Origin of the sequence: Musicola paradisiaca NCPPB 2511 (assembly GCF_000400505.1) — a bacterium.
Taxonomy (GTDB): Bacteria; Pseudomonadota; Gammaproteobacteria; order Enterobacterales; family Enterobacteriaceae; genus Musicola; species Musicola paradisiaca.
This window is the reverse complement of the sequence record NZ_CM001857.1, coordinates 836695-848501: the sequence shown is the minus strand read 5'-3', so window position 1 is coordinate 848501 and position 11807 is coordinate 836695. Positions and strand designations below refer to the sequence as shown.

General features: G+C 60.7%; 12 protein-coding genes. 5 read left to right on the top strand and 7 right to left on the bottom strand.

Annotation, left to right across the window (positions count from 1 at the left end):
• On the top strand, nt 1-600 hold a 600-nt coding region (locus tag DPA2511_RS20990; protein WP_155961690.1), incomplete at its 5' end, for a substrate-binding domain-containing protein.
• A gap of 18 nt (nt 601-618) precedes the next feature.
• On the opposite strand, the gene lysA is transcribed toward DPA2511_RS20990, so the two are convergent.
• The gene (gene lysA, locus DPA2511_RS03870; RefSeq protein ID WP_012764383.1) at nt 619-1881 is read right to left on the bottom strand and encodes a diaminopimelate decarboxylase; all 1263 of its coding nucleotides are present in this window, start codon (nt 1879-1881) and stop codon (nt 619-621) included.
• Nucleotides 1882-1995: 114 nt separating this feature from the next.
• On the opposite strand from lysA, the gene DPA2511_RS03865 reads away from it, so the two are divergent.
• Nucleotides 1996-2916 (top strand): LysR family transcriptional regulator, encoded by a 921-nt coding sequence (locus DPA2511_RS03865; protein WP_012764382.1) that lies wholly within the window; start codon nt 1996-1998, stop codon nt 2914-2916.
• On the opposite strand, the gene DPA2511_RS20985 is transcribed toward DPA2511_RS03865, so the two are convergent.
• Genes DPA2511_RS20985 through DPA2511_RS03835 form a run of 6 tightly spaced genes read right to left on the bottom strand, consistent with a single transcriptional unit; the run spans nt 2852 to nt 9136 of the window.
• Nucleotides 2852-4564, bottom strand: coding sequence for a Na/Pi cotransporter family protein (locus tag DPA2511_RS20985; RefSeq protein ID WP_012764381.1), 1713 nt, complete (start codon nt 4562-4564; stop codon nt 2852-2854). The two genes, DPA2511_RS03865 and DPA2511_RS20985, sit on opposite strands and share 65 nt — an antisense overlap.
• A gap of 21 nt (nt 4565-4585) precedes the next feature.
• Complete coding sequence (locus DPA2511_RS03855) at nt 4586-5578, bottom strand: ABC transporter ATP-binding protein (protein WP_012764380.1); 993 nt, start codon at nt 5576-5578, stop codon at nt 4586-4588.
• A gap of 1 nt (nt 5579) precedes the next feature.
• Entirely contained in the window at nt 5580-6365 is a 786-nt protein-coding gene (locus tag DPA2511_RS03850) for an ABC transporter permease (RefSeq protein ID WP_012764379.1), read from the bottom strand.
• A gap of 35 nt (nt 6366-6400) precedes the next feature.
• Nucleotides 6401-7243: an ABC transporter permease gene (locus DPA2511_RS03845; RefSeq protein ID WP_012764378.1), complete on the bottom strand. Its 843-nt coding sequence runs from the start codon at nt 7241-7243 to the stop codon at nt 6401-6403.
• Nucleotides 7240-8064 (bottom strand): alkaline phosphatase family protein, encoded by an 825-nt coding sequence (locus DPA2511_RS03840; RefSeq protein WP_012764377.1) that lies wholly within the window; start codon nt 8062-8064, stop codon nt 7240-7242. Before DPA2511_RS03840 ends, DPA2511_RS03845 begins: the two co-directional genes overlap by 4 nt.
• 19 nt (nt 8065-8083) lie before the next feature.
• Nucleotides 8084-9136 carry an ABC transporter substrate-binding protein gene (locus DPA2511_RS03835; RefSeq protein WP_012764376.1) on the bottom strand — a complete coding sequence of 351 codons (1053 nt, stop codon included), beginning with the start codon at nt 9134-9136 and terminating at the stop codon, nt 8084-8086.
• Between the two features lie 205 nt (nt 9137-9341).
• On the opposite strand from DPA2511_RS03835, the gene DPA2511_RS03830 reads away from it, so the two are divergent.
• The 3 genes from DPA2511_RS03830 (at nt 9342) to pspG (ending at nt 11533) form a co-directional block, all read left to right on the top strand.
• Complete coding sequence (locus tag DPA2511_RS03830) at nt 9342-10049, top strand: UTRA domain-containing protein (protein WP_012764375.1); 708 nt, start codon at nt 9342-9344, stop codon at nt 10047-10049.
• An 88-nt stretch (nt 10050-10137) separates the two neighbouring features.
• On the top strand, nt 10138-11145 hold the full coding sequence (gene dusA / locus DPA2511_RS03825) for a tRNA dihydrouridine(20/20a) synthase DusA (protein ID WP_012764374.1): 1008 nt from the start codon (nt 10138-10140) through the stop codon (nt 11143-11145).
• Between the two features lie 166 nt (nt 11146-11311).
• On the top strand, nt 11312-11533 hold the full coding sequence (gene pspG / locus DPA2511_RS03820) for an envelope stress response protein PspG (RefSeq protein ID WP_012764373.1): 222 nt from the start codon (nt 11312-11314) through the stop codon (nt 11531-11533).
• Nucleotides 11534-11807 lie beyond the last annotated feature (274 nt).

The following is an 11807-nucleotide window of genomic DNA, read 5'->3' as shown; positions in this document are numbered from 1 at the left end:
CACCGTCCGCTGATTGTGCTGAACCATCAGTTGCCGATGGCGCGGGAACGTTGCGTCTACTTTGAACAGCAGCAGGCGGCCTATCAGGTAGTGGTCTATCTGATCGCACAAGGGCACCGCGATATCGCCTGCATTACCGGGCCGATCGGCACCCCCACCGCGCAGGCGCGGCTGGCAGGGTACCAGCAGGCGCTGGACGAGCATCGCATTCCGTATGCACCGCAGCGCGTCGCCAACGGCGACAGTCTGGTCTCCGGCGGCTACCGCGCCGCCCGTGAACTGCTGGCGAACGGCGTCACGTTCAGCGCGCTGTTTGCCTGCAATGACGATATGTGCATCGGCGCCATGAAAGCGTTGACCGAAGCCGGGAAACGGCTGCCGCAAGATGTCTCGCTGTTCGGTTTCGACGATGAACCGAGCGCCGCCTACCTGACGCCGTCACTGTCCACGGTCTATCTGCCGATTGAAGAGATGATCAGCGCCGCCATCACGCAGGCGCTTAAACTGGTGGAGGAACAAGTGGTCAGCCCCATCAAACCGTTCACCGGCGAGCTGAAACTGCGCGACTCGGTGATGCCGGGGCCTTATGCCCGCCGCTAAGGACGGGCATGCACAGGCTTACAACCGCTCCAGCGCCAGCAGTTCGTCGAGCGTTTGACGACGGCGGATCAGGCGCGGTTTGCCCTGTTCGAACAGCACTTCCGGCAACAGCGGGCGGCTGTTGTAGTTGGACGACATCGACGCGCCGTAAGCGCCGGTATCATGAAACACCAGATAGTCGCCGACACGGGCGTCCGGCAGCGCAAGGGTTTCCACACCGCCGCCCGCCTGCTGGGTGAACACGTCGCCGGATTCGCACAGCGGGCCGGCGACCACCGTATCGCGACGCGCGGCCGTCGTCAGGTCGCGGCCATCGCCGGCCAGCAGCGTAATATGGTGATAACTGCCGTACATCGCCGGGCGCATCAGGTCGTTAAACCCGGCATCCACCAGCACGAAATGGCGGCTGCCCATGTCTTTCACCGCCCGCACTTCCGCCACCAGCACGCCGGCTTCCGCCACCAGAAAACGCCCCGGTTCGATTTCCAGCGTCACCGCATGGCCCAGATGGGCGGCAATACGTTCCCGCGCCTGATGCCACAGCCCGTAATAGTGGCGGGTATCGATACGCTCGCCGTCGTGGTGATACGGGATAGACAGCCCGCCGCCGGCGGAAATCGCCGTCAGATCCTGCCCGAAGGCAATCACCTGGTTCACCATCGCGTCGCACACCTGTTCCAGATGGCCGTAGTCCACGCCGGAGCCGATATGCATATGAATGCCCACCAGTTTCAGCTGATAACGCTGGATCTCCGCCAGCGCCAGCGGCAAATCGGCATACCAGATGCCGTGTTTGCTGTTTTCGCCGCCGGTGTTGGTCTTCTGGCTATGGCCGTGACCGAAACCCGGGTTGACGCGCAGCCACACTGCATGGCCCGGCGACGCCGCGCCGAGCTGGCTCAGCATATCCACCGAACCGGCGTTGACCGGGATATGCAGCTCATGCACGCGCTGCAACGTGGCGCGATCCAACACATCGGCGGTAAACACGATCTCATGATCAGCGCTGCCCGGCACGAACCCGGCTGCCAGCGCACGCTCGATCTCGCCCAGCGATACCGAATCCACCTTCACGCCCTGCTGACGCATCAGCCGCAGAATATGGATATTGGAGCAGGCCTTTTGGGCGAAACGGATGGTATCGAACTGACGCAGCTGTTCGATGCGGTCAATGATGGTTTGCGCATCGTAAGCCCACACCGGGCAGCCAAACTCCGCCGGCAACGCCCGCAGGCTTTGCGCGTTCAACGCATGGGAAAGGTCATTCAGATCATGTGGCATGGATAGATTACCGGGACGTTAATGAAGATGTCGGCATTGTGCTGGCCCGCAGGCTATAATTCCAATATCCTTTTTCGCAGACTCTATTCATTTTTGATATGGAATAAACCGCCTATGACCGCTGTCTCCCTGCGCCATATTGAGGTTTTTCACGCGGTGATGACCACCGGCAACCTGACGGAAGCCGCCAGCCTGCTTAACACCTCGCAACCCACCGTCAGCCGGGAGTTGGCGCGTTTCGAACATCAGGTACAGATCCCGTTGTTCGAGCGCGTGCGCGGTCGTCTGCATCCCACCGCCCAGGGGTTGCTGCTGTTTGAAGAAGTACAGCGTTCCTATTACGGGCTGGATCGCATCGTCAGCGCGGCGGAAGACATCCGCCACTACCGTCAGGCCCAGTTCTCCATCGCCTGTCTGCCGGTGTTCTCCCAGTCGCTGCTGCCTGCGGTCTGCCGACCGTTATTGGAACATTATCCCGCGTTGAATCTGCATATTGTCCCGCAGGAGTCGCCGCTGCTGGAGGAGTGGCTGTCCGCCCAACGCCACGATCTGGGGCTGACCGAAACCATCACCACGCCGGCCGGCACCGAACGGCAGACGCTGATGCAGCTCAATGAAGTGTGCGTATTGCCGACAGGACACCCGCTGGCGGGCAAGCAGACGCTGACGCCGGAGGATTTTCGCGACCAGCCGTTTATCAGCCTCTCCAGCGCCGACAGTTACCGACAGTTGCTGGATCATCTGTTTCAGGAACGTCGGGTCGCCCGGCGCATGGTGGTGGAAACCCACAGCGCCGCCTCAGTGTGCGCCATGGTGCGCGCCGGGGTGGGGGTGTCGATCGTCAACCCGTTGACCGCGGTGGATTATGCCGGCGACGGCGTGGTGGTGCGGCGCTTGAGTATCGACGTCCCGTTCACCGTCAGTTTGATCCGCCCGCTGCATCGCCCGGCGTCATCGCTGGTCGAACGGTTCACCGACCAGCTGGCGCAGTTCGCGGCGGCATTTCCCGCCCGTCTGCAACAGTGTCTGGCTTAGCCATTGCCGGCGGCGTGACGGCGTCCTCCGGGGACGGCGCCTCGCCCTGCGATTCCAGCACGCTGTAGGCCAGCGCGCAAAACAGCGAGTTGAGCCGCCGCATATCCCCCAGCAGTTCCAGGTGCAGCGAACTGGTTTCCATGCTTTGCGGATTGCGCTGATGCAGCCGCTCTACGTGGGCGTAGGCATAACGTCGGGTTCGCAGGTTGAAACGGTGCTTGGCGCGACGCAGCAGACGCGCGCTCTCCACATCCCGCGACAAAAACACCGACAGCGACAGCCGCAGTTGTTCGTGCAGTTGCGCCAGCAGAGTCTCCAGCTCTTTACGCCCCTGCGGCGAAAACGCGCGGCGGGCGGCCACCGATTTCCCTGCCACATCGCCGCTCATCCGTTCGATGACGTCCCCCGCCTGCTCAAGGTTGAGCGCGGTTTCGATCACCTCCGCCCAGCGACGCGCGTCCGCCGCGGACAGATCATCTTTCGGCATACGGGCCAGATAGAGTTTGATGGCGTTGTAGAGCACATCCACGTCGTCATCGAGGCGGCGCACCGCCTTCTCTTCCCGCCCCGCGCCATGGATCAGCCGCTCAAAGTGATGCAGCATCCGCTCCAATACATCGCCCATGCGCAGTGTCTCGCGTACCGCGTTGGCCAGCGCCAGCGCAGGGCTGTCCAGTACACCGGCATCCAAATGGCGCGGTTTCATGCCGCCTTCCTGCGGCGGCGCATCGGCGATCAACCGCTGGCATAACCGGGCCATCGGGCCGACAAACGGCAGCATCAGCAGGCAGCGCAACAGGTTGTAGAACAGATGGAAAAAGATCGTCAGATCTTCTACCGACAACGGAAACTGCGCCAATCGATTCGCCAGCGCCGGGATCCACGGCAGCACCAGCAGGCCCCCCGCCAGTTTGAACAACAGCCCGCCCAACGCCACCCGGCGTGCGGCTTCATTCATGGCGCTGCTGTTGATCATCGCCAACAGCCCGCTGCCAAGGTTGGCGCCGACCACCAGGCACAACGCCACCTGAAAGGAAATCACCCCGGACGCGGTCAGTGTGGCGGTCAGCAGCACCGCCGCCAAACTGGAATAGCCGATCACCGCGAACAGCGCGCCCAGCAACGCATCCAGCATGACGTCGCCGGTCAGGGACGAGAACAGTACCTTGACCCCGGCGGCCTGCGTGATGGGGTGTGTGGCCGCGACAATCAGTTGCAGCGCCAGCAAAATCAGCCCCAGGCCGATGCCGACCCGCCCCAGTTGCCCGGCACGGCTGGTCTTGCGGCCGAGAAACAGGCTGACGCCGACCACCAACAACAACGGCGATAACCAGGAAAGATCGAAGGTCAGCAGGCGCGCCATCAGCGCGGTGCCGACATCCGCGCCCAAAATCACCACCAACGCCGACGAAAGCCCCACCAGATTCTGGGCGACGAACGACGTCACCAGCAGGGTGGTGGCATTGCTGCTCTGAACCAGTGCGGTGACGCCGACGCCGGACAGAAACGCCAGCCACCGCTGCGCCATGCCATGCCCCAGCACCCGCCGCAGCGACGCGCCGAACACACGCATGATGCCGCTGCGTACAATATGGGTGCCCCATACCAGCAACGCCACGGCGGAAAGCAGGTTAAGCAGCGTCAACATCCGGTTCACCTCCCTCGCCGATCAGGCCACTTCGCGCAGCACACTCGCATCAATCTGCACACCGACGCGGCCGCCGTCCGGGTACAGGCCCGCCACCGATCGGTTAAGCTCGTCCACCGACAGTTCGATACCGTTCACCCGCACCCGGTAACGCACCACGTTTCCCAGCAGGCTGTGGCTGAGCACCTCCCCCGGCATCCCCTGTTCCGGCGCGCACAGCAGAATCGACTCCGGCCGCAACGCTACCTGCCCGGCATAGCGCTCGCCGGTCAGTTGCATCGCTTCTTCCGGGCTCAACAGGTTGTAACTGCCGATAAAACTGGCCGCAAACAGGTTGGCGGGCTGGGTGTAGAGCGCTTCGGCATCGCCGTTCTGTACGATTTCGCCTTTATTCATCAGAACGATACGATCCGACATGGTCAGCGCTTCTTCCTGATCGTGGGTGACGAATATCGCCGTCAGATTCAGTTCCTGCTGAATGCGGCGAATCTGCTCGCGCAGATGCCGGCGGATGCGGGCATCCAGCGCCGACAGCGGCTCATCAAGCAGCAGCAGGCGTGGGCGGGTCACGAGCGAACGCGCCAGCGCCACGCGCTGACACTGCCCGCCGGACAGTTGATGCGGGTAACGGCGGGCGTATTCCCCCAGTTCCACCAGCGCCAGCACCTCGGCGACACGCTGACGAACCGCCTCCGCCCCCAGTTTTTGCATCTTCAGGCCGAACGCCACGTTGCCCTCCACCGTCATGTTGGGAAACAGCGCGTAGTTCTGGAACACCATGCCGATATCGCGCTTTTGCGGCGACAGCGGCACGATGTCGGTGCCCTGCAACAGGATTTGCCCGCTGTCCACCGACGTCAACCCCGCCAGACAGCGCAGCAGCGTGGACTTACCGCAACCGCTTGGCCCCAGCAGGGTGACGAACTCCCCTTCGTCCGCTGAAAAATGGATATCGTGAAAAACCCGGGTCGGCCCGTAATGTTTATTGAGATTTTTGACGTCAAGGTAGGCCATATCAACGTTTCCCTCGGTTCAGGTAATTGGACAACCAGGTGACGAGCAGCACCACCAGGAAATAGGAGATCACCAGCGCGCTGGTAAAGTGCCCGCTGTCGTTGCGTTTGTTGTAGAGGTAGACCTGTAGCGTTTCATAGTTGGTGCCCGCCAGCAGATTGGCGAAGACGAACTCGCCGATCAGGAACGAGAATGACAACAACACCGCGATCATCACGCCCTGGCGCAGGTTGGGCAGCACCACCAGCCACGCCGCCCGCCAAGTGCTGGCTCCCAGCAGATGGGCGGCATCCAGCAGTTCCTGCAAATTGATCGCCTGCATATTGTTGGCGATGGCGCGGTAAATGAACGGCAACGCGATGGTGAAATAGCAGCCGATCAGGATCCACGGCGTTCCGGTGATCGCCACCGGCCCGGAGGCGTACATTTGCAGCAGCCCAACGGAAGAGACCACCGGCGGCACAGAAAACGGCAGCAGGATCAATACGTTCATCAGCGCATCCAGCCGCGGGAACGCCCAGGCGATAACGAACATGGCGGGCAGTACCAGTAGCAGCGAAAACAGCAGCGCGCCGAAGCAGATCAGCATCGAGTGGCCGAGGGAGACCAGAAAGCGCGGATCGCGCCACAGTTCCAGAAACCAGCGCAACGTCAGGCCACGCGGCAGAATGGTGGCGCCCCACTCGGTGGCCAGCGCGTAGCCCAGTGTGGCGAGCAGCGGCAACATCAGGATCAGCAACACCAGCCAGACCACCATCTGGTGGTAACGTTGTTCAAAACGGGACATGGCGCCCTCCGGTCAAGCGGTTAGCAAGCGACAGGTTATCGTGCGACATAGGTATAACTCCGACGCAACAGCCACTGGTGCACCAGGGTGATCAGCGCCATCAACAGCACCAGCAGCATGGAAAGCGCGCTGCCCAGATGGGGATCGAGCGTGATATCGCCGGAAACCAGCGCCGCAATGCGGATCGGCACCACGTTGAAGTTACCGGTAGTCAGCGCGTAGAGGGTGGCATACGCCCCCAGCGCGTTGGCCAGCAGGATCACGAAGGTGCCCAGCAGCGCCGGCATTAGCACCGGAATGCCGATATGCAGCCAATAACGCCAACGGCTGGCGCCCAGCAGCGCCGCCGACTCTTGCCACTCGTCGCGCAGGCCGCCGAAAGCCGGATAGAGCAACAAGATACCCAGCGGGATCTGAAAATAGGTGTAAATCAGAATCAGGCCGTCCCGCGAATACAGGTTGAAACCGTCGATCAGCCCATAATGCTTCAGCAGCAGGGTAAGAAAACCGTTCAGCCCCAGCATGATCACAAAGGCGAACGCCAACGGCACCCCGGCGAAATTGCTGGTCATGTTGGAAAACGCCATCACAAAACGCTGCACGCCGCCATCGCCCAATTGACGCAGCGAATAGCCGCCGACGAGCGCAATGATCAGACCGTACAAGCTGGACCAGAAAGAGATATCCAGCGAGAAACGGATCGCCTGCAGGTAAAACGGCGAGGTCAGAATATCGACATAATTCGCCAGCCCCCAGGCGCTCTCGGTTTCGCTGTAAAAACTGTTGACCGCAATCCAGAGCAGCGGCGCTATCTGGAACGCGAAAAACACCACAAAGAATGGCAGCAGAATCAGTGCCGCCAACCAGCTTTTTCTCACGCCTCAACCTCCATCCCGGCGCCATTCAGCAACGCCCGGCACCAGGGTTTATCGTGTTTCGCCCCCAGCAGTTGGCACACCGTGCCGCACAGTTCGGTCTGCTGCGGGTTGGCGTCCGGCCGCAGTGAAAAACCGCGGCCGAAGACATACAGCGGCACCTGCCGTTCTTCCGGCAGAATACCGCCGTGGGTACGGTCATCGTTCATGCCGTGATCGGACGTCACCAGCACCTGGTACCCCTCTTCCAGCCAGCGCGGCATCCAGTGGGAGAGATAACCGTCCGCCATGCGCGCCCGGTTGCGGTACTGCGGCGTGGACAGCCCGTGGCGGTGGCCGGCGTCGTCGATGTTCATCGGGTGAATCAGCAGAAAGTCCGGCTGATGGCGCAGCCGCAGGCTTTCTGCATCTTCGAACAGATGGGAGTCGGGATAGCTGTCGTCATGGTAGAAATGACCGAACTGAATGGGCAGCGCCGGCTCGGCCGTGTGGCGATCCCGCGCTGCGTCAAACGGCGTGCGGTTATACAGCTCGCTGACCCAATGATAGGCCGCCGCCGCCGTGGTCAAGCCGGCGTCGCGGGCATAATGAAAAATGCTGCGCTCGCGGCTCAACCGGGCAACGCCGTTATGCACAATACCGCTTCGCACCGGCGTAATGCCGGTGAGAATGCACTCATACAACGGGCGCGACAGCGACGGCAGCTCGCACTCCAACTGATAAAGCTGCCCGCGCTCGGCGGCGCATTCCGCCTGCAGATACCCCATCGCCTCGCGCCCAACCTGGAACGAGAGGCCATCCAGCACGACCAAAATCGTTTTCATCCCGTACTCCAGACCGCAATTACTGCTTCATGTTGATAATGACGTTTTCCTGCCACAGACGCGGCAGCGTCTTGACGGTCTTGTCCCAGGCTTCGCCGTCGGCAATCGGACGGGCGCTCTTGTACTGGGCTTCCGGCAGCAGTTTGGCTTTCACGTCATCCGGCAGCGTAATGTGCTGGGCGCGGATCGGGCGGGCGTAACCGCGCGCCAGATTGATCTGACCGGCGTCGGAGAAGATGTACTCGCGCGCCAGTTTGGCGGCGTTCGGGTGCTTGGCGTAGGGGTTGATGATGGTGGTGTAGCCGGAAATCACCGAGCCATCGGACGGGATCAGCACTTCAAAGCGATCCTTGTTGATTTTGTCGCGGTAGTTCAGGCCGTTGAAGTCCCAGACCACGCCCACCTGTACTTCCCCTTTTTCGATATTGGCGATAGCCGGGTTGGTCAGCCCCAGACGCCCTTCCTTCGCCAGTTTGCCGAAAAACGCCAGCGCCGGTTTCAGGTTCTTTTCATCGCCGCCCAGCGCGTAGTTGGCGGCCAGTACGCCGGTGGAAGCCTGAGACGCCGCGCCGACGTCGCCGATAGTGACCACATACTTGCCTTTCAGCAGATCGGCCCAGCTGTGCGGGATCTCTTTCACCTGCTGTTTATCGATGATGAAAGCGATGGAGCCGGTATAGGCCAGCGCCCAGTGGCCATCCTTGTCCTTCGCCCAATCCGGCACCTGATCCCAGGTGGTGGGTTTGTAAGGCTGGGTGACGCCTTTCTGTACCGCGATCGGGCCGAAGGCGATCCCCACATCGCCGATATCGGCGCTGGCGTTCTCTTTTTCGGCGGCAAACTTGGCGATTTCCTGTGCCGAAGACATATCCGTGTCGCTGTGTTTCAGGCCGTATTTGGCGGCAAGGTCACTCCAGGTATCTTTCCAGTTGGCCCAGCTGTCCGGCATCCCGACGCTGTTCACTTCGCCCTCGGCGCGGGCGGCTTTCTCCAGCGCGGCCACATCCTGCGCCAGGGTCACGGAAGAAAACAGCGCGCTGCTGATTAACACGGAAGACAACAATTTTTTCATCATCATGCTCCAGATTGAGAAAATGTTCGCTATTCTGGTCTAGTCCAGCAATAACCAAGCCAATTCATCACACGATGATGAAGTTTTTATGTCAGCGTGGTGACAGCGGCGTTTCAGCCGCGGATCATCCCACGCAGGCAACGGGTTCTCCCGACCCAAAATCCCTGCTATGGTGCAGGCTGCACTAGGTTAAGGCTTTTAGGCGATGACAAAACAACCCACCACCGCCATCACCCAGATTGGCGATGCATTAACGGCGCGGATTCGTCAGGGCGAGTTCGCCAGCGGCCGCCTGCCGTCCGAGCGGACGCTCAGCGAGCAGTTTTCCACCACGCGCATTACCCTGCGCGAAGCACTGACTTTGGTGGAGTCCCAGGGCATCATCTACCGCGAACTGCGGCGCGGTTGGTTCATCTCGCCGCCGCGGCTTAGCTATAATCCGCTGCACAGAAGTCACTTTCATGAAATGGCGGAAAAGCAGGGGCGTCAGGCGCAGACCGACGTGCTGGACGCGGGCGTGATGCCGGCCAGCGCCACCATCGCCCGCCACCTGGAGCTGGAAGAAGGGACGGAAATTTATTGCATCCGCCGTCTGCGCCGCCTCGATGGGCGCGCGGTGTTGTATGTGGAGCACTATCTCAATCCGGCCTATTTTCCGGATCTGCTCAATGGCGACCTCACCCAGTCGCTCACCAATTACTACCTGTCGCAATACGGCATTCGCTACGGGCGAGTGCGTTTCACTATGCTACCCACCCCGTTGCCCGTCGTCGCCGCACCGGTACTAAAGCTGGCGCCCGGCAGCCCGGCGCTGTTCATTACCCGTATCAACCGCGATCAGTACGATCGCATCATCGATTGCGACTGCGAATACTGGCGTTATGATGCGCTGTATGTGGATGTGGAGGCTTGAATCGAAACCATGACGCTCTCCCCAAAACCGGCAAATCACGTTACTATGTCGCCCCTTTATTGCTAGCCAGCCGTGAGTCCGTATCGCCATGAATCCAACGCCAACCATCCCCGACGGCACGCCCCCTTTCTGGCGCGGCCGCTTTTCCGTCGCCCCGATGCTGGATTGGACCGATCGCCACTGCCGTTACTTCCATCGGTTGCTGAGCCACAACGCGCTGCTCTACACCGAGATGGTCACTACCGGCGCCATCCTTCACGGTCGAGGCGATTACCTGGCTTACAACGACGAGGAACATCCGCTGGCGTTACAGTTAGGCGGCAGCGATCCGCAGGCGCTGGCGCAGTGCGCCGAGATAGCGGAACAGCGCGGCTATGACGAAATCAACCTCAACGTCGGCTGCCCATCCGACCGAGTACAAAACGGCCGCTTCGGCGCCTGCCTGATGGCGGAAGCGGAGCTGGTGGCGGACTGCGTGGACGCGATGCGTGGGCGGGTTCGCCTTCCGGTCACGGTCAAAACCCGCATCGGTATCGATGATCAGGACAGTTACGATTTCCTGTGCGCTTTTATCCGCACGGTAGCAGAACGCGGCGGCTGCGATACGTTTATCGTCCATGCCCGCAAAGCCTGGCTGTCCGGCCTCAGCCCCAAAGAAAACCGCGAGATTCCGCCGCTGGACTACCCGCGCGTTTATCAGCTAAAGCGCGATTTCCCCGCGCTGACCATCGCCATCAACGGCGGCATCAAAACGCTGGAACAAGCGCAACAACATTTGCAGCACCTCGATGGCGTCATGGTCGGCCGCGAAGCCTATCAGAACCCCGGCGTGCTGGCGCAGGTTGACAGCCAGTTGTTCGGCGTTACCGCGCCCGTCCCTGATCTGTTCGCCGTCGTCGAAGGCATGTATCCGTATATCGAGCGCGAACTGAGCCGGGGCGCGCAGCTCGGCCATATCACCCGTCATATGCTGGGCCTGTTTCAGGGCCTGCCCGGCGCACGCCAGTGGCGCCGCTTCCTGAGTGAAAACGCCCACCGTCCCGGCGCCGATGTTTCCGTCGTGGAACAGGCGCTGACCCGGGTGCAACGGCCATAACCGTTATTGCCAACTGTTGGTGATTTTCGCCACTTCCTGGTCAGGCGCTTAGATTATCTGGCTTTAAAATCAATAAATTAGCCAAAGTATGAACTGGCACGCTTCTTGTTAACTGTCGAATAGAGGGTGGCACAACGCCGCCCGGCACACGCCACAGGAGCCTGCCATGTTTGAAATTCTGTTCGTTATCGGATTTTTTGTCGTACTGGTCATCACTGGCATTTCGCTGCTGGGGGTGATGGTGGCGCTGGCGATAGCCACGGCAGCTATGCTGTTGGGAGGATTTGTCGCTCTGGTATTCAAACTACTCCCCTGGCTGTTGCTGGCGCTGGCGGTGGCCTGGATTTGGCGGGCCACGCAACAACCGACCGACCGCTACCACAGATAACCGAACATCCTGTGGTAAATCACGCCATTGGCTGCACAGTGTTCGGTCTGAATGCCGAAACTGTGCGCCAGTAAAGATTTTTTTCTTCAACAGGCTGTTATTCTCGACGCGAATCAACGGTACGACGTTGATTCCCTCTATGATTTCATCAATACCACGGAGTAAAAACAACGTCATACAATGACAACGTCCATGGTATTCAACCGCTGTACCCTACAATACGGCCGATGAAAATACCGTTGTAGCAACGCCTCCCATCAGGGAGGCGTTTGTT

What these genes read in the sequence shown, in the direction of transcription:
- lysA (WP_012764383.1), bottom strand. Translation starts at nt 1,881, where the DNA reads ATGCCACATGATCTGAATGACCTTTCCCATGCGTTGAACGCGCAAAGC.
- DPA2511_RS03865 (WP_012764382.1), top strand. Translation starts at nt 1,996, where the DNA reads ATGACCGCTGTCTCCCTGCGCCATATTGAGGTTTTTCACGCGGTGATG.
- DPA2511_RS20985 (WP_012764381.1), bottom strand. Translation starts at nt 4,564, where the DNA reads ATGTTGACGCTGCTTAACCTGCTTTCCGCCGTGGCGTTGCTGGTATGG.
- DPA2511_RS03855 (WP_012764380.1), bottom strand. Translation starts at nt 5,578, where the DNA reads ATGGCCTACCTTGACGTCAAAAATCTCAATAAACATTACGGGCCGACC.
- DPA2511_RS03850 (WP_012764379.1), bottom strand. Translation starts at nt 6,365, where the DNA reads ATGTCCCGTTTTGAACAACGTTACCACCAGATGGTGGTCTGGCTGGTG.
- DPA2511_RS03840 (WP_012764377.1), bottom strand. Translation starts at nt 8,064, where the DNA reads ATGAAAACGATTTTGGTCGTGCTGGATGGCCTCTCGTTCCAGGTTGGG.
- DPA2511_RS03835 (WP_012764376.1), bottom strand. Translation starts at nt 9,136, where the DNA reads ATGAAAAAATTGTTGTCTTCCGTGTTAATCAGCAGCGCGCTGTTTTCT.
- DPA2511_RS03830 (WP_012764375.1), top strand. Translation starts at nt 9,342, where the DNA reads ATGACAAAACAACCCACCACCGCCATCACCCAGATTGGCGATGCATTA.
- dusA (WP_012764374.1), top strand. Translation starts at nt 10,138, where the DNA reads ATGAATCCAACGCCAACCATCCCCGACGGCACGCCCCCTTTCTGGCGC.
- pspG (WP_012764373.1), top strand. Translation starts at nt 11,312, where the DNA reads ATGTTTGAAATTCTGTTCGTTATCGGATTTTTTGTCGTACTGGTCATC.